The sequence below is a fragment of the Streptomyces sp. NPDC006879 genome (assembly GCF_042869595.1).
In the GTDB taxonomy this organism is placed as follows: Bacteria; Actinomycetota; Actinomycetes; order Streptomycetales; family Streptomycetaceae; genus Streptomyces.
Genome location: NZ_JBIAGC010000060.1, coordinates 1 through 19,974, shown reverse-complemented (window position 1 = coordinate 19,974; position 19,974 = coordinate 1). Strand labels below are relative to the sequence as shown.

The 19,974-nt window shown below is 69.8% G+C and carries 17 protein-coding genes; 7 read left to right on the top strand and 10 right to left on the bottom strand.

Features of this window, described 5'->3' with window-relative positions:
- Positions 1-54 precede the first annotated feature (54 nt).
- From ACFYMC_RS27720 to ACFYMC_RS27710, 3 genes are all read right to left on the bottom strand, one after another.
- Entirely contained in the window at positions 55-2,325 is a 2,271-nt protein-coding gene (locus ACFYMC_RS27720; RefSeq protein WP_388530218.1) for a SpoIIE family protein phosphatase, read from the bottom strand.
- A 242-nt stretch (positions 2,326-2,567) separates the two neighbouring features.
- Positions 2,568-3,260 (bottom strand): DUF402 domain-containing protein, encoded by a 693-nt coding sequence (locus ACFYMC_RS27715; protein ID WP_388530215.1) that lies wholly within the window; start codon positions 3,258-3,260, stop codon positions 2,568-2,570.
- A 45-nt stretch (positions 3,261-3,305) separates the two neighbouring features.
- Positions 3,306-4,730 (bottom strand): class II fumarate hydratase, encoded by a 1,425-nt coding sequence (locus ACFYMC_RS27710; RefSeq protein WP_388530212.1) that lies wholly within the window; start codon positions 4,728-4,730, stop codon positions 3,306-3,308.
- A gap of 129 nt (positions 4,731-4,859) precedes the next feature.
- Between ACFYMC_RS27710 and ACFYMC_RS27705 the strand changes: the two genes are divergently transcribed.
- Entirely contained in the window at positions 4,860-6,386 is a 1,527-nt protein-coding gene (locus tag ACFYMC_RS27705) for a ricin-type beta-trefoil lectin domain protein (RefSeq protein WP_388530210.1), read from the top strand.
- A 320-nt stretch (positions 6,387-6,706) separates the two neighbouring features.
- On the opposite strand, the gene ACFYMC_RS27700 is transcribed toward ACFYMC_RS27705, so the two are convergent.
- Positions 6,707-8,377 (bottom strand): fumarate hydratase, encoded by a 1,671-nt coding sequence (locus ACFYMC_RS27700; RefSeq protein WP_388530246.1) that lies wholly within the window; start codon positions 8,375-8,377, stop codon positions 6,707-6,709.
- Positions 8,378-8,583: 206 nt separating this feature from the next.
- Between ACFYMC_RS27700 and ACFYMC_RS27695 the strand changes: the two genes are divergently transcribed.
- On the top strand, positions 8,584-9,243 hold the full coding sequence (locus tag ACFYMC_RS27695; RefSeq protein WP_388530208.1) for a DUF1707 domain-containing protein: 660 nt from the start codon (positions 8,584-8,586) through the stop codon (positions 9,241-9,243).
- Between the two features lie 149 nt (positions 9,244-9,392).
- On the top strand, positions 9,393-9,779 hold the full coding sequence (locus tag ACFYMC_RS27690) for a WhiB family transcriptional regulator (RefSeq protein ID WP_388530205.1): 387 nt from the start codon (positions 9,393-9,395) through the stop codon (positions 9,777-9,779).
- A gap of 124 nt (positions 9,780-9,903) precedes the next feature.
- Here the strand turns inward: ACFYMC_RS27690 and glpX are convergent, their stop codons facing one another.
- Complete coding sequence (glpX, locus tag ACFYMC_RS27685) at positions 9,904-10,935, bottom strand: class II fructose-bisphosphatase (protein ID WP_388530202.1); 1,032 nt, start codon at positions 10,933-10,935, stop codon at positions 9,904-9,906.
- Positions 10,936-11,108: 173 nt separating this feature from the next.
- Here glpX and ACFYMC_RS27680 point away from each other — a divergent pair, with 173 nt between their 5' ends.
- Positions 11,109-11,648: a DUF4245 domain-containing protein gene (locus tag ACFYMC_RS27680; RefSeq protein ID WP_388530199.1), complete on the top strand. Its 540-nt coding sequence runs from the start codon at positions 11,109-11,111 to the stop codon at positions 11,646-11,648.
- A gap of 97 nt (positions 11,649-11,745) precedes the next feature.
- Here the strand turns inward: ACFYMC_RS27680 and ACFYMC_RS27675 are convergent, their stop codons facing one another.
- The 4 genes from ACFYMC_RS27675 to ACFYMC_RS27660 all read right to left on the bottom strand — a co-directional run bounded on the left by ACFYMC_RS27675 (position 11,746) and on the right by ACFYMC_RS27660 (position 15,789).
- Positions 11,746-12,336, bottom strand: coding sequence for a malonic semialdehyde reductase (locus ACFYMC_RS27675; RefSeq protein ID WP_388530196.1), 591 nt, complete (start codon positions 12,334-12,336; stop codon positions 11,746-11,748).
- Between the two features lie 238 nt (positions 12,337-12,574).
- Positions 12,575-12,832, bottom strand: coding sequence for an exodeoxyribonuclease VII small subunit (locus ACFYMC_RS27670; RefSeq protein WP_388530243.1), 258 nt, complete (start codon positions 12,830-12,832; stop codon positions 12,575-12,577).
- A gap of 53 nt (positions 12,833-12,885) precedes the next feature.
- On the bottom strand, positions 12,886-14,217 hold the full coding sequence (xseA, locus tag ACFYMC_RS27665; protein ID WP_388530193.1) for an exodeoxyribonuclease VII large subunit: 1,332 nt from the start codon (positions 14,215-14,217) through the stop codon (positions 12,886-12,888).
- Between the two features lie 180 nt (positions 14,218-14,397).
- Positions 14,398-15,789, bottom strand: a complete 1,392-nt coding sequence (locus ACFYMC_RS27660) for an APC family permease (protein ID WP_388530190.1) — start codon at positions 15,787-15,789, stop codon at positions 14,398-14,400.
- An 86-nt stretch (positions 15,790-15,875) separates the two neighbouring features.
- Here ACFYMC_RS27660 and ACFYMC_RS27655 point away from each other — a divergent pair, with 86 nt between their 5' ends.
- Positions 15,876-16,901, top strand: a complete 1,026-nt coding sequence (locus tag ACFYMC_RS27655) for a 4-hydroxy-3-methylbut-2-enyl diphosphate reductase (protein ID WP_388530187.1) — start codon at positions 15,876-15,878, stop codon at positions 16,899-16,901.
- A gap of 44 nt (positions 16,902-16,945) precedes the next feature.
- Positions 16,946-17,698, top strand: a complete 753-nt coding sequence (gene ppgK / locus ACFYMC_RS27650; RefSeq protein WP_388530184.1) for a polyphosphate--glucose phosphotransferase — start codon at positions 16,946-16,948, stop codon at positions 17,696-17,698.
- Here ppgK and ACFYMC_RS27645 read toward each other — a convergent pair.
- Entirely contained in the window at positions 17,685-18,266 is a 582-nt protein-coding gene (locus ACFYMC_RS27645) for a DUF6542 domain-containing protein (protein ID WP_388530181.1), read from the bottom strand. The genes ppgK and ACFYMC_RS27645 overlap by 14 nt on opposite strands.
- Before the next feature lie 185 nt (positions 18,267-18,451).
- Between ACFYMC_RS27645 and ychF the strand changes: the two genes are divergently transcribed.
- A complete protein-coding gene (ychF, locus tag ACFYMC_RS27640) occupies positions 18,452-19,540 on the top strand; it encodes a redox-regulated ATPase YchF (protein ID WP_388530178.1) in 1,089 nt (362 codons plus the stop codon).
- Positions 19,541-19,974 lie beyond the last annotated feature (434 nt).

Genomic DNA, 19,974 nt, shown 5'->3' with positions numbered 1-19,974 from the left:
TCGCTTCGTCCACCCAGCCAGTCAACGCCGGCCCCGCCCGCACGGCAACACGGGTCACTGAACGTGACCGTCACTCTTCGGGGTGGGCGCGGGGAGCAGCTGCCGCACGGGGGCCGGCGGCGGCGTGGTGGGCAGGCCCAGCTCGAACCAGACGACCTTTCCACTGCTCAGGCGGGTTCCGCCCCACCTGCGAGCCATCCGGTTGACCAGGAACAGGCCCCGGCCGCCCTCGTCGGTGTCCCGAGCCCGCCGTTGCCGCGGCAGTTGCGGAGAGTCGTCACCGACCTCGCAGCGAAGGACGTCCGTGCGCAACAGACGAAGGGTGACCGGACGCTCGGCGTACCGCACCGCATTGGTGACCACCTCGCTGACCAGCAGCTCCACGGAGTCGGTCAGCTCCTCCAGGCCCCAACGCTCCAGAGCCCGTCGGGCCAGCCGCCGCGCCCGCCCCGGCGCCGTCCGCTCCGGGTCGAGGAACCAGTAGGCGACGTCGCTGGGAGCGATCCCGTGGAAGCGGGCCGCGAGCAGGGCGATGTCGTCGTCCCGGTCGCCGGGGCCGAGCATGTCCAGGACGTCGTCGCAGAGCGCCTCCAGCGGCGGCGGGTGGTCAGGTCCGGTCAGCTGGGCGGTGGCCGCCAACCGCTCGCGCAACTGCTCGATGCCGGTCCACACGTCCCGTAGTCGTGACTCCACCAGGCCGTCGGTGTAGAGCAGCAGGGTGGCCCCGGCAGGTGCGTCCAGCTCCACCGCCTCGAAGTCCACCCCGCCGACCCCGATCGGCGCACCGGGCGGCACCCGCAGCACCTCGGCGCGGCCCCCGAGGTGGAGCAGCACCGGCGGTGGATGGCCGGCGTTGGCGATGGTGATCCGGTGCGAGACCGGGTCGTACACGGCGTACAGGCACGTCGCCATGCGGTCCGAACCCAGGCGCTGGGCCTGTTCGTCCAGGTGGTGCAGCACCTCGGCCGGCGGCAGGTCCAGCTGGGCCAGGGTCTGCGCGGTGGTGCGCAGCTGACCCATGATCGCTGCCGAGGTCATCGAGTGGCCCATCACATCGCCGACCACCAGCGCGACCCGGCTGCCCGGCAGCGGGATCGCGTCGTACCAGTCGCCCCCGACCCGGGCGGTCTCCGCGGCGGGGAGGTAGCGCGAGGCGAGGCGGACACCGGTGGGTTGGGGCAGGCCGTCGGGCAGCATGGTGCGCTGGAGCTCGTCGGCGATGTACGCCTCACGTCCGTACAGGACTGCCTTGTCGATCCCCAGGGCGGTGTGGGTGGCCAGTTGGGCCGCGACCAGCAGGTCGTTCGGCTCGAACGAGGGCCGGTCGGGGCGGCGCAGGAACACGGCCGCGCCGATGACGCGCCGGCGGCCCCGCAGCGGCGCGAGGATGGCGCGTTGGCCGCGGGGTACCGGATGGTCCGCGCCCAGCAACTCCGGCAGCGCCTCGCGGGCGGCCGGGGACGCGCCGAAGACCGGACGTACCCCGCGCAGCACCTCGGCGAGTGCCCCGCCGGGCTGGATCTCACAGAGCTCGGCCGCTGGCAGGTCGCCCTGGGGGCCCAACAGCGGAAGCCGACTGAAGTCGGCTTCGGCGGCGCTCCCGTGGGTCGCGGTGCCGACGGCGGCAGCCGCCGCGGTCAGGTCGATCCCGGTGCCGTCGGCGCCGTCGTCCAGGGGGCGCAACCGGTCGGTGCGGCGGAGCCTTAAGACCACGGGCCCGGCCGGACGTTCGTCGCCTACCGGGAGCGGATCGCGCAGGTACACCAAGATGGCGTCGGAGAAGGTGGGCACGGTGGCCCGGCACAGGCCGAGCACGATCTCGTCGAGGTCGATTCCGCGGGCGATCCGGCGGGTGGCGGCACCCACGAAGCGCAGCCGGTCCCCTTCTCGACGGGCGGCCGAGGAGGTGTCCGGGCCGGTGGGGACGCCGGTGCCCGCGCCGCTGCCCGCGCCGGCGGGCGGCGCGGCGGCCCCGTCCTGCACTCCGGCCGCCGTGGGTCGACCGCCGGAGCCTTCCTGCGCCACTACCTCGTCGACGGTGCGCCGCTCCGGCCTGCCCTCGGCCGCGCCGCGAGCTGACGGCCCCGAGGGCGCCTCCGCCTTGCCGTGCCCGTCTCCGGCCGAGTCCCGGCGCGTATGGGCGCGGGCCTCCGCGGCGGCTGCGTGTCGCTGGGCGGGCAGGCCTTCACCGCCGACGGGCCAGTGGGGTGCCGGGACCGGCGTCGAAACGGCATGCTGCTGCGCCGCCCCGCGCGGTTCCGGGGGCGTGGCCGGCCGCACAGCACCTTGCTGCGGGCCCTCGTGGGAGGGGGGATACTCCGTCACGCGTGGAATTCCGTCCGTCTGCGCTCGTTGTGCGCTGCACTCAACTCAGTCGCGGTATACCCGCTCAGCGGCCGACTCATCAGCCGAACGGGTCTGCATACCGCTCTGGTATATCGCTGGTATCGCTCTGTGACGTCCTGTCAAGTCCTGTGGCTGGAATGAGGATTACGCAGGGGAATTACGGATGTGCAGTCGTGCGGAGGACGATCCTACGGTTGCCCCCCGGGGTTACATCAAGGGTCTCACGACCTGATATGGGCCGGGGTGCGGTCCCAGTCTTCGGGTAGTGCCGGAACTTTCCAACCCGGGTCGGGCCGCCAGTCCTGCCAGCGTTGCGAGAACGGCGGGCCCCAGGATCTGATCAGCTGGACAGCGGCGCGACCGGCCCCGCGCACCTGTTCGGCCCGGTCGGCGTCCATCAGCCCGGCCCGCTGGGCCTGGGCGAACTCGTCCTCGTCGCGCCACTCCCAGGTGCGGTCCGGGTAGACGGAGATGTCGAGGAAGTGGTCTTCGGAGTCGACCCCGCCCGCCCAGCGCAGGCGTGGGGCCTCCAGGTTGACGTACCAGCTCTTGAACTGCCAGTCCTCGTCCCAGAAAAGCCATACCGACCAGGGGTCCCGTGGTCGTGCGAGCTTCAGGACGCCGGATCCGAACCAGCGCGAGCGGGTGAGGGCGCGGGGCGCGGTGTAGCGGGTGGCGAGTGGCTCCTCGTGGACGGGTGTTCCATCTGCGAGGACAGGTTTGACCAGTTCGGTGCCGGGGGCCATCCACACGGCCAACAGGTCGTCGGTGTCCTCGACGACGGTCACCGGTCGGCAGATGTGCACGCCGGGGGCGAGAGCGGAGGGTGCGCCGGCGTGGTCGTGATAGCGCCAGAGGATGTGATCTCCGGGCGTCCAGTGCGCCCCGCCCGCGTTGGCTGCCGTACCTGTCATGCGCAGATCTTAGGGGTGGCCTGTGGCGGGGCGCTGCGGTGCAGGTCACGGATGGGTCATACGCAGTACGTCGAGGGCCTGATCCAGCTGCTCCAACGTCAGATCACCGCGCTCCACGTACCCGGATTCCAGGACCACTTCCCGGATGGTCTTCTGCTCGGCCAGGGACTTCTTGGCCACTTTCGCGGCCTCCTCGTACCCGAGGTAGCGGTTGAGCGGGGTGACCACGGAGGGTGAGGACTCCGCGTAGCCGCGGGCGCGTTCGACATTGGCCGTGATGCCCTCGACCGTACGGTCCGCGAGCAGCCTCGATGTCGCCGCGAGCAGGCGGATCGATTCCAGCAGGTTGCGCGCCATGACCGGCAGCATGACGTTCAGTTCGAAGTTCCCGGCAGCGCCGGCCAGGGCCACCGTGGTGTCGTTGCCGGTGACCTGGGCCGCGACCATGAGGACTGCTTCCGGGATCACCGGGTTGACCTTGCCGGGCATGATCGAGGAGCCCGGTTGGAGGTCGGGCAGATTGATTTCAGCCAATCCGGTGCGAGGGCCCGAGGCCATCCAGCGAAGGTCGTTCGCGATCTTCGTCAGGGAGACCGCAAGTGTGCGCAACTGCCCGGAAGTCTCGACCAGGGAGTCCCGGGCGCCTTGCGCCTCGAAGTGGTCCCGCGCCTCGGTCAGGGGCAGGCCGGTGCCGCGGGCGAGCTCGGCGATGACGGCTGCCGAGAAGCCGGGAGGGGTGTTGATGCCCGTACCCACGGCGGTTCCACCCAGGGGGAGTTCGGCGAGGCGGGGCAGGACGGAGGCGAGCCGTTCGATGCCGTACTGGATCTGGGCCTGGTAGCCGCCGAACTCCTGGCCGAGGGTGACGGGGGTGGCGTCCATCAGGTGGGTGCGGCCCGACTTGACCACCTCGGCGAACTCCACGGCCTTGCGCCCGAGGGCGTCGGCGAGGTGGGTGAGGGCCGGTACGAGGTCTTCGGTGACGGCGGCGGTGGCGGCGATGTGAATGCTGGAGGGGAAAACGTCGTTGGAGCTCTGCGAGGCGTTCACCTGGTCGTTCGGGTGCACCTCTCGTCCCAGGCGCTCGCTGGCGAGGGTCGCCAGTACCTCGTTCATGTTCATGTTCGACGAGGTGCCCGAGCCGGTCTGGAACACGTCCACCGGGAAGTGTGCGTCCCACTGGCCGTCGGCCACCTCGGCGGCGGCGCCGCGCACCGCGCTGGCCACTTCCGGTTCGAGGATCCCGAGTTCACTGTTGACCTTGGCGGCTGCGGCCTTGATCAGCGCCAGTGCCGCGATGTGGCGTCGCTCCAGACCCTGACCGGAAATCGGGAAGTTCTCGACCGCCCGTTGGGTCTGTGCGCGCCACTTCGCGTGGGTCGGGACGCGCACCTCGCCCATCGAGTCATGGGTGACCCGGTACTTCGTCGAATCCGCTCCGTTGTTCTGACCTGCGCGGTCGTCCGTCATGGCGTTGCCTTCCCGAGGTGCTGCGCGGTACGTCTCAAAAAGTTGAGCAATTGTCTTGTTCGAAGTGTTCCCAAGTGCGCTTACCGGCCAGTAAATACCGGGGGTAACACTGACACCGGGGAGGCGTTCATGGCACGTGTGACACCCAGGCTCAGATGTACCGTCGCAGCACTCGCAGCCACCGCGGCAGCTCTCGGAGGGCTCACCGCCATCACTCCGACGGCCCAAGCCGCGACCACCGCGGTCAGCTCCACCGTGGTCCCGCTCAGCCCCGAACTGGAGGCCGTGCGGGCCGCCGAATCCGTGAAGATCTACGGCGATGCGGCCATCCGTCCGATCAACGAACGCAAGACCGGGCTCATCTCACTGGGGGACAGCGAAATCTCGGGCGAGGGGGTGGGGAACTACGATCCGGCGACCAACACCCCCGACAACCAGTGTCACCGGTCCCCCGACACCGCGATCCACCGCACCGGCATCCCGGCCGACCTCACCTTCAACGTGGCGTGTTCGGGGGCGTACACCGGAAACATCCGGATCGGCGGTTCCCGCCAGTACGCCGACGAACTCGTGCAGAGCGACAACCTCGCCATCAAGGCCCGCAACACGAAGATCAAGATGGTCCTCCTGGTCGCCGGCGCCAACGACGACCTACAGTTCGGTCCCGTCATGACCGACTGCGTCACCCGCTGGGTCCTCAGCCAAGGGGCCTGCGAGCCCAAGTACGGCCCCGGCTGGCAGGCCCGGGTGGACGGGTTGCGCCCCAAGGTCGAGGCCACCGTCGCAGACCTGCGGACCGTCATGCGCGGGGCCGGGTACGCCGATTCCGACTACAAACTGGTCGTCATGGGCTACCCCAGCCCGATCGGGCCCGACATCTACGACAACCCCGGATTCCCCGGCAAGCTCCCCGGCGGCTGCGCGGGCTACGACTCCGACGCGCGCTGGGGTCGCAACTACGCCGTTCCCACCTTCCAGCAGGGCATCCGCGCCGCGGCGCGGGCCAGCGGAGCGACCTACCTGGACAACTCGCGACTCTTCCACGGGCACGAGGTGTGCATGGAGAACACCTGGGCCCGGGGGCTCTACCTGGACCTCGCTGATCACTTCCCGTGGGACGAGAACACCGCCCGCCAGTCCTTCCACCCCAACTACCGCGGGCACGGAGCCTTCGCCTCCTGCCTCACCCAGCTCTACGACTCGGGTCTGCAGGAGGCGAGCTGCGCCGACCCGGCCAGCACCGGCCAGCCGGTCCTCCAGGCCGGCGCCTGGGACGACCTGTTCCAGCCGCTGCGCAGCGAGTCAAGCGGCAGTTGCCTGGACGCCGACGCGGGCAGCAGCGCCAACAACACCAAGGTGATCGGCTGGGACTGCCACGGGGGCCGCAACCAGAGCTGGTGGTACGAGAACGCCCGCAAGAGCCTTCACGTCGAACTCACCCATGACCGTTGCCTGGACGTGCCCGGAGCGAACTACGCGGCCGGTGCCGGTCTGATCCTGTGGAACTGCCACGGAGCGGCGAACCAGCAGTTCACCCGGATCGCGGGCACGGTGCGCCCGGTCGCTGCGGACCAACTGTGCCTCACCCTGGCCTCGGCCCGGGAGCAGGTCCGCCTCCAGCCCTGCAACGGGGCTGCCAACCAGCGGTTCGCATAACTTCCCCCGCCGTTGGGTAACACCCCTGTGCGGCGCAAGCACCGCCAGGGCCTGCGCACACTCGACGCCCGGCCGGGTCACCCGGCCGGGCGTCGTTTTTCGAGTTCTCGCTGTTTCGCGGTCTGGTCGTTCACCCCGTTCGTCCTCCTTGGGGCCGGCCCGCGAGGTCCGCCCCCACCTAGGGACTTCGGCGACACCACCGCTGCCCGAGTGGACGGACCGCAATTCCGCGGGGCGTCTGCGGGGGCCAGGGAAGCCGAGAGCCCCCGCCGCCTTCGGTTCGAGGGGCGGGGGCTCCCCAAGGACGCTGCTGCTCGGGGTCAGCCCAGGCCGGGACCCCGGACGGGGATGCTGGTGAAGGTCGGCTGAGCGGGTTCCTGCGAGGTGAAGAAGTCGTTGCCCTTGTCGTCCACCACGATGAAGGCGGGGAAGTCCTCCACCTCGATCTTCCAGACCGCCTCCATACCGAGCTCCTCGTACTCAAGGACCTCGACCTTCTTGATGCAGTCCTGGGCCAGGCGGGCCGCGGGCCCGCCGATCGAGCCGAGGTAGAAGCCGCCGTGGGTGCCGCAGGCGTCGGTGACCTGCTGGGAACGGTTCCCCTTGGCCAACATGACCTTGGAGCCGCCCGCTGCCTGGAACTGCTCCACATAGGAGTCCATCCGACCGGCGGTGGTCGGGCCGAAGGAGCCGGAGGCGTAACCCTCGGGGGTCTTGGCTGGACCTGCGTAGTAGACGGGGTGGTCGCGCAGGTACTGGGGCATGTCCTCGCCCGCGTCCAGCCGCTCCTTGATCTTGGCGTGCGCGATGTCCCGCGCCACCACCAGGGGTCCGGTCAGCGAAAGTCGCGTCTTCACCGGGTGCTGGGTCAAGGTCGCGAGGATCGACTCCATGGGCTGGTTCAGGTCGATCTCCACGACCTCCGAGGGCGCGTCCAGGTGCTCGTCGGTGGTCTCCGGCAGGAAGCGCGCCGGATCGGTCTCCAACTGCTCCAGGAAGACCCCCTCGGCGGTGATCTTCGCGACCGCCTGTCGGTCGGCGGAGCAGGAGACGGCGATGGCGACGGGCAGGGAGGCACCGTGCCGGGGCAACCGCACCACCCGGACGTCGTGGCAGAAGTACTTGCCGCCGAACTGGGCGCCGATGCCGATCCTCTGGGTGAGCTCGAACACCTTCTGCTCCAGCTCCTCGTCCCGGAAGCCGTGGCCGAGCTGCGAGCCCTCGCGCGGCAGTTCGTCCAGGTAGTGGGCGGAGGCGTACTTGGCGGTCTTCAGAGCGTGTTCGGCGGACGTGCCGCCGACGACGATGGCCAGGTGGTAAGGCGGGCAGGCAGCCGTACCGAGCGAACGGATCTTCTCCTCCAGGAACTTCATCATGGAGGCCTCGTTGAGGACCGCCTTCGTCTCCTGGTAGAGGAAGGACTTGTTGGCCGAGCCGCCGCCCTTGGCCATGAAGAGGAACTTGTACGCGCCGCCGTCGGTCGCGTACAGCTCGATCTGGGCGGGCAGGTTGGAGCCGGTGTTCTTCTCCTCCCACATGCTGAGCGGGGCCATCTGGGAGTAGCGCAGGTTCAACTTGGTGTACGCGTCGTAGATGCCGCGCGAGAGGGCAGCCTCGTCCGCGCCCTCGGTGAGGACGTTCTGGCCGCGCTTGCCCATCACGATGGCGGTGCCGGTGTCCTGGCACATCGGCAGTACGCCGGCCGCCGCGATGTTGGCGTTCTTCAGCAGGTCCAAGGCGACGAACTTGTCGTTCGAGGAGGCCTCGGGGTCGTCGATGATCCGGCGCAGCTGCGCGAGGTGAGCGGGGCGCAGGTAGTGCTGGATGTCGTGGATCGCCTCGGCGGCGAGCTGGCGCAGCGCCTCGGGCTCGACCTTGAGGAACGTGCGTCCGTCGGCCTCGAAGGTCGATACGCCCTCAGCGGTCACCAGCCGGTAAGGGGTGGTGTCCTCGCCCAGGGGCAGCAGATCGGTGTACGCGAACTCCGGCATCGTGATCGTGGCCATTCCTCACTCGGCTGCTGCGCTGACGTCCTCTTGGCAGCGCATTCCACCAGCGTAGGACGTGGCTGCGGAGCGGTGTTTGTGAGGTAAGGCTCAGTTCGCCCGTCGCAGGGCACTCGTTGCCCCCGGGTGTCCCCGGCTTTCCCCGCCACTGCCGCCTATCGCGATCTATCGCGTATGGCTATGCTGGCGCCGTGGACCTCGAAAAGCATCCGCCCACCGCCGGCATACGTGCTTCCGACGCCGATCGTGACCGCATCGCGCACCTCCTGGCGGACGCGTTCGCGCAGGGGCGCCTGACCGCCGAAGAGCACGGTGAGCGCCTGGAGGTGCTCCACCACTCCAAGACCATGGGGCAGTTGGAAGCACTGGTGGGCGACCTGCCGGACCGCTCTGGTGCTCCGGACGGCGTGCAGGCGCCCGAAGTGTCCCGGGCCCCGGCGGCGCCGGCCGGTCCCACGCTCCCGCGGGGCGAGAGCGTTCTCGCCGTGTGTGGCAGCGCCGCCCGCAAGGGCCGCTGGCGGCCCGGCGCTCGCACCCGGGTGGTCGCGGTGCTGGGGGACGTCACGATCGATCTGACCGAGGCGCTGTTCGAGCAACAGGTGATCGAGATCAACGCGCTCTCCGTCCTCGGCAACGTGGAGGTGCTGGTGCCGGAGAACGTCACGGTCCGTGGCTACGGCAGCGGTGTCCTCGGTGCCTTCGAGGTCACCGAGAGGGAGAGCGCCGACGCGGCGGCCCCGGTGGTGCTGCTGCGCGGCCATTCGGTGCTCGGTCACGTAGAAGCCCGATCCAAGTCGGGCAGCGTGTTGGTCGACCTCGCCGGCCCGCAGGGCAAGAGAGAGGCTGGCTGAACCGGCCGGCCCGGGCCGGTTCACCAGGGATGAACGACGGGTTCTGGCCGGAAAACCGTGCGGCCGGAACGCAGTGCATAGGCGTACGTACAGCGGGTAGGGACTGCTGCATCGTGTCTCGCTCGCGAATCCGTCGTCAGGAGTAGACCGTGCCGCATTCGCCGCATCAGTCCCTGCAGGTCGCCGCCGTCCAGCGTGTTCCGAGCCTTCCGGATCAGCGCGTGTCGGGCAGGGAAGACGACGGCCCATGGCACTCGGAGGCGGTCTGCCACCGGGACGAGGCCGGGCTCTTCTTTGCCCCCTCCAAGGAGCCCACGGCGGCGCGGCTCTCACGGGAGGAAGCGGCCAAGCGGGTGTGCGCACGATGTCCGGTGATGGTCGCCTGCCGTGAGCACGCCCTGCTCCAGCCGGAACCCTACGGAGTCTGGGGTGGTCTGACCGCGGCCGAGCGGCGGGTCGTTCTGGCCAGGCGTCGCCGGCGGCAGGCCGAACTGCGCAGCACGGCGCCCGGTGGCACGATAGCGGCGGCCGGCTGACCGAGCCCGGGGGCTGCGGCGGCCGGCGCGGCATCACGGCGGACGGCAGACGCCGGCAGAGGTCGAAGGAGGAGCAGGGCCCCGCCGCATCGGGGGCGCCCTGCTCTTCTTCCGTGTCCGGCTGTTACTGCGCGCGGTCGAAGTCGATCGCGCTGTAGGCGCGGAGCTTCGAGAGGCGGTGGGTGGAGTCGATCTGCCGGATGGTGCCGGACTTGGAGCGCATCACCAAAGAGCTGGTGGTGGCGGTCTGCGAACGGTAGTGGACTCCGCGGAGCAGCTCGCCGTCGGTGATGCCGGTGGCCACGAAGAAGACGTTCTCGCCGGAGACGAGGTCATCGGTGTGCAGGACGCGGTCGAGGTCGTGACCGGCGTCGATGGCCTTCTGCCGTTCGGCCTCGTCCTTGGGCCAGAGCTTGCCCTGGATGGTGCCGCCAAGGCACTTGATGGCGCAGGCGGAAATGATGCCCTCGGGTGTTCCACCGACGCCCATCAGCAGGTCCACGCCCGTGCCTTCGCGGACGGCCATGATCGATCCGGCCACGTCTCCGTCCGAGATGAACCTGATGCGCGCGCCGGTCTCGCGGATCTCCTTGACGATGCCTTCGTGGCGGGGGCGGTCGAGGATGACCACCGTGATGTCCTCGACGTTGGCGTTCTTGGCCTTCGCCACCCGGCGGATGTTCACGGAGACGGGGGCGTTGATGTCGACGAAGTCCGCGGCTTCCGGGCCGGTGACGAGCTTCTCCATGTAGAAGACCGCAGAGGGGTCGAACATGGTGCCTCGGTCGGCCGCGGCCAGGACCGCGATGGCGTTGGGCATGCCCTTGGCGTTCAAGGTGGTGCCATCGATGGGGTCGACGGCGATGTCGACCTCGGGCCCGGTGCCGTCGCCCACCCGCTCGCCGTTGAAGAGCATCGGGGCTTCGTCCTTCTCGCCCTCGCCGATGACGACGATGCCGTTCATCGAGACGGTGGAGACGAGGGTGCGCATGGCGCGGACGGCTGCGCCGTCGGCGCCGATCTTGTCACCGCGCCCGACCCACCGGCCCGCGGCCATGGCCGCGGCCTCGGTGACCCGGACGAGTTCAAGGGCGAGGTTGCGGTCAGGGGCCTCGGGGGAGACCTCAAGCTGGGGCGGCAAGTTGTGCTCGGTCATCGGAGCGCACCTTTCTGTACGACGACGGCCGGAAGTGAGGGTGTTGCGACTCTATCGGTACATCGACATATTGAGCAGTGGGGGTCACGAATGAGCGGCCCGCGGGCAAGTGCTCGGTAATCGGCCCCGCCTCGGGCCACCCTGGCGTCGACCGCCGCGCCCCATGAGGGACGATGGTCGGCGTGGCAGGTATGAAAGGCAAGCAGACGATCTGGGACATGGTCCGGTCGCTGGCAGTGATCGGTGTGGCGGTGGCCGCCATCTACGTGTTCATCCCACACGACGATGACGCGGATCCGACCCGCGTCATCGACTACCGGGTGGAACTGATCACCGCGCGGCGTGCCGCTCCGTATCCGGTGGCCGCACCTGCGGGACTGGGTGAGGACTGGCGGGCGACATCGGTGTCCTACAGTCGCAAGGACGGCAACGTCTGGCACCTCGGCTTCCTGACCCCGGACGAGCAGTACGTGGCAGTGGAGCAGTCGAGCCTGCCGGCGCAGCAGTTCGTCCCCAAGGTCACTCAGAGGGCCGAGGCCGCCGAGGGGGGCGCGGTCGAGCTGGACGGGCGCGTCTGGCAGCCCTGGGACGGCCCCAAGTACCGGGCGTTGGTCCTGGAGGAACAGGGTCTGGTGACGGTTGTGACCGGCACGGGCTCCATGGAGCAGCTGAAGGCGATGGCGGGTTCGCTGGAGTTCTCCCGGGCTTCTTGAGCGGACAGGCGTCAGGCGCTCGATCCGGGCGCACGTCACCTCATGCCGGTGGCCCCACCCGCTCGGGTGGGGCCACCGGCATGAGGTGACGGCTGACTCAGACGGTGCTGACCACCTGGTCGAAGTCCAGGCGCGGGGAGCGCGGGAAGGACGCGTCCTCGCCGGGCTTGCCGATGTTCACGACCATCAGCGGGGTGTGGTCGTCGTCCAGGAACTCCTTCTGTACACCGGCGAAGTCGAAGCCGGTCATGGGGCCGGCGGCCAGCCCGGCCGCGCGCACGCCGACGATGAAGTAGGCGGCCTGAAGGGCGGCGTTCATGCTGGCGGACTGCTCGCGGACCGGGCGCTCGCTGAAGAACAGGTCCTTGGCCTGGGGAAAGTGCGGAAGTAGGGCCGGCAGTTCCTCGTGGAACTCGTTGTCCGCGGCGAGGATCGCAACCAGCGGAGCGGAAGCCGTTTTCGCCTTGTTGCCCTCCGCCATGTGGTCCACCAGGCGTTCGCGGGATTCGGCGGAGCGCACCAGGACGATGCGCAGCGGGGTCTGGTTGAAGGCGGTGGGGCCGTACTTGACCAGGTCGTAGATCGCCTGCACCTGCTCGTCGGTGACGGGCTCCGCGGAGAAGGCGTTGGCGGTGCGGGCCTCGCGGAAGAGGAGGTCCTGGGCGCGGGGGTCAAGAACGAGAGACATGGTCGTACTCCGTAAAGGCTGTGGTGCGTGGGTGCTCGGGGGTGGGCACGTAGTTCAGATTAGAACTAAATAGATGAAGTTTCAACTACTACCCTCCGGGTGCCCGCCGACCTCAAGTCGGAGCCGCCGGGACAGGGGTGCCAACATGGCATCGGAATGGTTCATTCCGATGCCCCCGGGAGGTGTGCGGGCTCACGCCCGCAGGCCTCCGGATCGGCCGAAGCCCCGAGCCGCGCGGCTACGTCCCGGAATCGCCCTCGCGATCCGCCAGCGCTGAATCCAGACGCGCCCGAGCACCCTCCAGCCAGCGCCTGCACACCGCCGCCAGTTCCTCCCCGCGCTCCCACAAGGCCAATGACTCCTCCAAGGACGTGCCCCCCGCCTCCAACGTGCGCACCACCTCGATCAACTCGTCACGGGCCTGCTCGTAACCCAGCGAGGCCGCCGCATCGGCCCCGACGCCCTCGCCGCTCGCCACCGCCCCCACACCACTCATGCCCGCCTGCAACTCCATCCGGCCCTCGCCAGCCCCGTCCGTGCCCGTGTCCGTCATCGGTCGTCTCCCTCTCTCGCACCCACGGGGCCTTCAGCGGCCCCTTCGACAGCCCCGCCGGCCGGTCCCGCGTCCGCGTCCGCCGCCGGCGTAACTCCGCCGGACCGGTCCGAACCGGCCCCCACGGCGACCAGCACCGGGAACTCGCCCCGAGCCACCCGTGCCCGCAGACGCTCCTGCGGGCCGACCTCCTCAGGCCCGCGCACCACATGCCCATCGTCGCGCTGGAGCACCGCGTAGCCGCGCTCCAGCGTCGCCGCCGGCGACAGCGACACCACGCGGGCCCGGGTATGGGACAGCTCCGAGTCGGCCCGGTCGAGCAGATGGCCCAACGTGCGGCGGCTGCGCGCGAGCAACGCCGCCACCTGCTCCTCGCGGACCTCCACGATCCGGTACGGGTCCTCCATCACCGGCCGGGCCAGCGCGTGTCCCAGCCCGCGCTCCTCACGCTCCAGCAGGGTCCGCACCGACCGCAGGGCCCGGTCCTGCATCAACTGGACCCGGGCCAGTTCCTCACTCACGTCCGGCACCACCTTCTTCGCCGCGTCCGTCGGTGTGGAGGCGCGAACATCGGCCACCAGGTCCAGCAGGGGCGAATCCGGTTCGTGCCCGATAGCGGAGACGACGGGGGTCCGTGCACCAGCCACGGTGCGCACCAACTGCTCGTCGGAGAAGGGCAACAGGTCTTCGACGCTGCCACCACCCCGAGCCACGACGATCACGTCCACCTCGGGCATCCGATCCAGCTCCTGCACCGCCTGCACCACCTGCGGCACCGCGTGCACCCCCTGCACCGCGACATTGCGCACCTCGAAACGCACCGCGGGCCAGCGCCGCCGGGCGTTCTCCAACACATCGCGCTCCGCCGCGGACGCCCGCCCGCACACCAATCCGACCAACCGCGGCAGGAAGGGAAGCGGCTGCTTGCGCTCCAAGGCGAAGAGCCCCTCCGCCGCCAGGGACTTCCGTAGCCGCTCCAGCCGCACCAGGAGCTCACCCATGCCCACCGGGCGCATCTCGGTGGCCCGTAGGGACAGCTGCCCGCGCGGGGCGTACCACTCCGGCTTCGCCAGCAGGACCACCCGGGCGCCCTCAGAGACCACGTCCGCCACCGCATCAAAGACCTGGCGGTAGCAGGTCACGCTCACCGAGATGTCGTGCGCCGGGTCACGCAAGGTCAAGAAGACCACCCCCGCTCCCGGCCGCCGCGAGAGCTGAGTGATCTGCCCCTCCACCCAGACCGCGCCGAGCCGATCGATCCAGCCACCGATCAAGCGGGACACCTGGCCGACTGGCAGCGGCGCTTCCGCCGACGTGTTCAGACCCATGCACGCAGGCTAAGGCCTCTCCCGCGGCCCCCGACGGGCGCACGGGGCCAGCCACGGCACCTCGCGGCATCGTCTGATCGCGCGGAGACGCCCCGTACCGGGTCGACCCTCCGCCGTGCGAGGCAACGCGCCGGACGCCGGACGCCGGGCGCTGATGCGCCGGGGACGACGCGGCGGCCTTCAGCGGTCACCACGGACAGCACCCGAGGTCCCGCCGGCCGGCCCGGGCCGGCCGCGCTGCGCCAGCAGCACCAGCAGACCCATCAGGAGCCAGACGACCCCGGCCAGCTGCGCGGTGCCGGAGGCCCCCGCGATCACGGCCACCGTGACCACCGCCCCCACTGACGGAGCCACCAGATGCCGCCACCAGTGCGGTGCTCCGCCGCCCCGCCGCACGACGAACCAACCGATCACCGAGGCGTGCAACAAGGTGAAGGCGCTCAGGGCACCGATGTCCACCACCGAAACCAGGTGGTCCAGGCCGTCATCACGGCCCGCCGCCCACACCGCCGCGATCAGCGTGACCGTCGCGGCGGACAGCAGGGCACGCCGCGGTACTCCCGCGGACGTCCGCGCCAGGACGCGCGGAAGCCGCCGTTCCCGTCCCATCGCCAACAGCAACCGACCGGCTGCGGCCTGGCCGGCCAGGGCGGCGAACGCCGCACCCACCGCCTTGCTCGCCGCCACCAGGTCGTGCAGCCAGCCTCCGACCGAGGTCTCCACCGCGTCGTAGAAGGCGGGGCCCTGTCTAGCCGGATCCGCCGCCAGCTCGGCGGCGGACAGTGGCTCCAACAACGCCACCAGATAGGTCTGGGCCAGGAACAGCAGGCCGGTCAGCGCGAGGCAGAACAACACGGCCCGGGCCACCCGGGCGCTCGTGCCGGTCGCTTCCTCAGCGAAAGAGGCGATCGCGTCGAAGCCCAGGTAGGAGAGCACTGCCACCGAAACGGCCCCCAGGACCGCCCCCAGGGAGAAGCCGAGCGACCCGTCTCCGGTGAACGGCGAGAGCCAGCCGCGCTGGGCGCCGTCACGGACCAGCACCGTCACCGCCGACACCATGAAGACCAGCAGCACCACCATCTCCATCACCAGCACCGCCAAGCCCACCCGGGCCGCTGCCCGCACCCCCCAGAGGTTGAGGGCGGTGGTGACGAACACGGCCAGAGCCGTCCACGCCCATCGCGGTACCTCCGGCACCAGGGCGTGCAGCGCGATCCCGGAGAACAGGTAGGCGACCGCGGGGACCAGCAGGTAGTCCAACATCGCCATCCAGCCGGCAATCAGTCCCGGCCCCTCGCCCAGCCCCTTGCGGGCGTAGGTGAAGACCGATCCGGCCTGCGGGGCCACCCGCACCATCTGCGCGTAGCTGTAGGCGGTGAGGCCCATCGCCACGGTCGCGACCACGTAGACCAGCGCCACCGCGCCGTGCGACCGGGCGTCCAAGGTGCCGAACACCCCGACCGGAGCCATGGGGGCGATGAAGAGCAACCCGTACACCACCAGGTCACGGAAGCTGAGCGTCCGCCGCAGGGAGCCGTCAGCCGTCTCCGCGATCGTCGAACCGGACGGCATGCTTCCTCCGAGTGACCCTTGGGACGGCATTTCGACCCAGTGTCCGTCGACCCGCCCCGACCGGGCTCCCCGGAGACGGCCTTACGATGGACCACATGACTGCTCCCGCTCCCCGCCGTGTCCTGCTCGCCGCCCCCCGCGGATACTGCGCCGGCGTCGACCGCGCCGTGATCGCCGTCGAGAAGGCCCTGGAGCAGTACGGCGCACCGGTCTACGTCCGCCACGAGATCGTGCACAACAAGTACGTGGTGCAGACCCTGGAGCGGAAGGGCGCCATCTTCGTCGATCGGACCGCGGAGGTTCCCGAGGGGTCCATCGTGATGTTCTCCGCGCACGGAGTTGCGCCGATCGTGCACGAGGAGGCGGCCCAGCGGAAGCTGGCGACCATCGACGCCACCTGCCCGCTGGTCACCAAGGTCCACAAGGAAGCCGTCCGCTACGCCAATGAGGACTTCGACATCCTCCTCATCGGCCACGAGGGCCACGAGGAGGTCATCGGAACCTCCGGCGAGGCCCCGGACCACATCACCATCGTCGACGGACCGCAGGACGTCGAGAAGGTCACGGTCCGCGACGAGTCCAAGGTGGTGTGGCTCTCCCAGACCACGCTGTCGGTGGACGAGACCTATGAGACCGTCGATGCACTCAAGACCAGGTTCCCGCTGCTGGTCTCCCCGCCCTCCGACGACATCTGCTACGCCACGCAGAACCGCCAGACCGCCGTCAAGCAGATGGGAGCCGACGCCGACCTGGTCATCGTCGTCGGCTCCAAGAACTCCTCGAACTCGGTCCGGCTGGTCGAGGTGGCCCTCGGCGCCGGGGCCGGCGCGGCTCACCTGGTCGACTTCGCCGAGGAGATCGACGAGACCTGGCTGGAAGGCGTCAGCACCGTCGGCCTGACCTCCGGCGCCTCCGTGCCCGAAGTACTGGTCGAGGGAGTACTGGAGTACCTGGCCGCACGCGGTTTCGAGGACGTCGAGCTGGTCAAGGCCGCCGAGGAGTCGATCACCTTCTCGCTGCCCAAGGAGCTACGTCGTGACCTGCGGGCCGAGGCCGCCGCGTTGAACGCCGGCGCGGCCGAGGACGGTCCCGCGGAGCAGCCCGGCGCGTAGTCGTCCACGGGCCAAGACGCCGCGAGTCGCCGTACGGTGTGGGTATGCAGATCTTCGGCGTGGACATCGGCGGATCCGGCATCAAGGGCGCCCCGGTCGACCTTGAGCGGGGTGATCTGGCGCAGGACCGCCACAAGGTACTGACACCCCACCCGGCCACCCCCGACGAGGTGGCCGACCGCGTGGGCGAGGTCGTCCGACACTTCGGCTGGACCGGTCCGGTGGGGCTCACCTTCCCGGGCGTCGTCACCGACGGCACCACGCGGACGGCCGCCAACGTAGACCGGGGGTGGGTGGGGCTGGACGCGCGGTCGCTCTTCGCTGACCGCCTCGGCCATCGGGCGGTCACCGTCCTGAACGACGCGGACGCGGCCGGTCTGGCAGAAATGACCTTCGGCGCCGGCCGTGACCGCACCGGGACGGTCATCCTCCTGACCCTGGGCACCGGCATCGGCAGCGCCCTGTTCGTAGACGGCAGGCTGGTGCCGAACACCGAGCTCGGCCACCTGGAACTGCACGGTCACGAAGCCGAGAAGCGCGCCTCCTCCAAGGCCAAGGAGGACCACGACCTGTCCTGGGAACGCTGGGCCCACCGGCTGCACAAGTACTTCGCGCACCTGGAGATGCTCTTCTCGCCGGAGCTGTTCATCATCGGCGGCGGGGTGAGCCGAAAGGCCGAGAAGTTCCTGCCTCTGATCGAGGGCATCCGGGCCGAGATCGTGCCCGCCGAACTCCAGAACAACGCCGGGATCGTGGGCGCCGCGATGGCGGCGAGCACGGCGGCTACGGCTGACTGACCCGTCCGGTGCGGCGCCCGCCGCCTTCGCGCCCCGGTCGGGGCGGGCCCGAGCGTCGGGGCACCGGCGCGCTGCCCCGCTGCCCGAGAAGGACTGCCTTGCGGGCGATGACGATCAGCGCGGCGACCAGGGTGCCCCCGTACAACCAGCCGGCGTGCAGTGCCAGAGCAGTGACCAGGCCCATCAACTGCGAACCGAAGCCGCCCGAGCCCCCCGTGATCGGCCACACCCCACCGGCGAAGGCGATCGGCACGGCGACCGGGGCGGTGACGAGGTCGGCCGGCCGCACCCAGAGGGCGGTGGCCGCCGCCACCGGCAGGAAGAGCACGCAGTAGAGGGTCTGCGAACCGCCGAAGAGCAGCCAGCAGACCCCGGCGACCAGCAGCATGGCGGCCAGCGCGAACAACCCGGCGCCGAGCCCGGTCAGCCGCGGAGCCGGCAACCGCCCCGTCGCCCTCCCCACCCCACCGCCACGCAGCGCCGCGGCCCGGGCTGACCGCACGGGGCGGGGCGCCGCTCGATAGACGGTGGTGTTCTCCGCCGAGACGGATTGCGGGGGCAGCTGCACCGGCCGTTGCTGCGGGTGCCGAGGCGGTCGCGTCCTGTATTGCTCCACCGGCCCACGGTAGGTCGAGGTGCCCGGTGGAGGGAGCAGGACACGCGTTCGCAGGTGCTTCGTCCCGCGTAAACTGTGGGGCGGCCCAGCTGCGGGCCGTATGCTCCGCCCCCTCCAGCTCACGGGAAGTCGCCAACGTGTCGCTCACGATCGGAATCGTCGGCCTGCCGAATGTCGGCAAGTCGACCCTGTTCAACGCCCTGACCAAGAACGACGTACTGGCGGCCAACTACCCGTTCGCCACCATCGAGCCGAACGTCGGCGTCGTCGGTGTCCCGGACACCCGCCTGGCCGTGCTCGCAGGCATCTTCGGTTCGCAGAAGATCCTCCCGGCCACCGTCGACTTCGTCGACATCGCCGGCATCGTCCGCGGCGCCAGCGAGGGTGAGGGCCTGGGCAACAAGTTCCTGGCCAACATCCGTGAGTCGGACGCGATCTGTCAGGTCATCCGCGCCTTCAAGGACGAGAACGTCGTCCACGTCGACGGCAAGGTCTCGCCCAAGGACGACATCGAGACGATCAACACGGAGCTGATCCTCGCCGACCTGCAGTCCGTGGAGAAGGCGATCCCGCGCCTCACCAAGGAGTCCCGTCTCCAGAAGGACAAGGTCGCGGTCCTGGCCGCTGTCGAGTCGGCCCAGAAGATCCTGGAAGCCGGCCAGACCCTGTTCTCCGCCGGCATCCACAAGGGCACCGAACAGGGCGAACTGCTGCACGAACTGCATCTGCTGACGACCAAGCCCTTCCTCTACGTCTTCAACGTGGACGAGGACGAACTGACCGACGACGCGTTCAAGGCGGAGCAGAGTGCCCTCGTGGCCCCGGCCGAGGCGATCTTCCTCAATGCCAAGCTGGAAGCGGACCTCGCCGAGCTCGACGACGACGAGGCCCTCGAACTGCTCCAGTCCGTGGGTCAGGAAGAGCCCGGTCTCGCCACCCTCGGCCGCGTCGGCTTCGCCACCCTGGGCCTGCAGACCTACCTGACGGCAGGCCCGAAGGAGACCCGGGCCTGGACCATCAAGAAGGGCGCGACCGCCCCGGAGGCCGCCGGCGTCATCCACACCGACTTCCAGCGCGGCTTCATCAAGGCCGAGGTGATTTCCTTCGCCGACCTGGTCGAGTGCGGCTCCGTCACCGAGGCCCGCGCGAAGGGCAAGGCCCGGATGGAAGGCAAGGACTACGTCATGCAGGACGGGGACGTGGTGGAGTTCCGCTTCAACGTCTGAACTCCACCACGTCGCTGACGTGGCGGAGTTCAACGCGAAAGTGCAAGTGGCCGAGAGAGGTCGGGATGCTTCGTCCGGCCTCTCTCGGCTGTCCCGGGAGTGGCCTTCATCGCCGAGCGCGCCGCGTAGGGAGTTCGCGGGCCTGCCTGCACTTCCTGCAGTGGTCTCCGTAGCCTCAGCGCATGTTCCGTGATTCATTCGAGTGCCGCTGCGTCCTTTGCCACGACTATGGCGACCGCGACGACGCGGACCGGGTAGACCTGACGATCATCAAGGACGTGTAGCGGCACGGTTGGCACGTCGTGATGGTTCCCGGGGACGAGGGCCATCGATAGTGCTTAAGGGCTGTCCCGTAATCCCCGGTGGATCAGCGCACGGCGTCAGATGCGGTGCATCGCAAGGCGGAGGGGCGTCCCCATACTGGGCGTATTCGG

Excerpts from the sequence above, each read along its gene's own strand:
- ACFYMC_RS27715 (WP_388530215.1), bottom strand. The coding sequence starts at position 3,260 with ATGACAGGTACGGCAGCCAACGCGGGCGGGGCGCACTGGACGCCCGGA.
- ACFYMC_RS27710 (WP_388530212.1), bottom strand. The coding sequence starts at position 4,730 with ATGACGGACGACCGCGCAGGTCAGAACAACGGAGCGGATTCGACGAAG.
- ACFYMC_RS27705 (WP_388530210.1), top strand. The coding sequence starts at position 4,860 with ATGGCACGTGTGACACCCAGGCTCAGATGTACCGTCGCAGCACTCGCA.
- ACFYMC_RS27700 (WP_388530246.1), bottom strand. The coding sequence starts at position 8,377 with ATGCCGGAGTTCGCGTACACCGATCTGCTGCCCCTGGGCGAGGACACC.
- glpX (WP_388530202.1), bottom strand. The coding sequence starts at position 10,935 with ATGACCGAGCACAACTTGCCGCCCCAGCTTGAGGTCTCCCCCGAGGCC.
- ACFYMC_RS27680 (WP_388530199.1), top strand. The coding sequence starts at position 11,109 with ATGGTCGGCGTGGCAGGTATGAAAGGCAAGCAGACGATCTGGGACATG.
- ACFYMC_RS27675 (WP_388530196.1), bottom strand. The coding sequence starts at position 12,336 with ATGTCTCTCGTTCTTGACCCCCGCGCCCAGGACCTCCTCTTCCGCGAG.
- ACFYMC_RS27670 (WP_388530243.1), bottom strand. The coding sequence starts at position 12,832 with ATGAGTGGTGTGGGGGCGGTGGCGAGCGGCGAGGGCGTCGGGGCCGAT.
- xseA (WP_388530193.1), bottom strand. The coding sequence starts at position 14,217 with ATGGGTCTGAACACGTCGGCGGAAGCGCCGCTGCCAGTCGGCCAGGTG.
- ACFYMC_RS27660 (WP_388530190.1), bottom strand. The coding sequence starts at position 15,789 with ATGCCGTCCGGTTCGACGATCGCGGAGACGGCTGACGGCTCCCTGCGG.
- ACFYMC_RS27655 (WP_388530187.1), top strand. The coding sequence starts at position 15,876 with ATGGACCACATGACTGCTCCCGCTCCCCGCCGTGTCCTGCTCGCCGCC.
- ppgK (WP_388530184.1), top strand. The coding sequence starts at position 16,946 with ATGCAGATCTTCGGCGTGGACATCGGCGGATCCGGCATCAAGGGCGCC.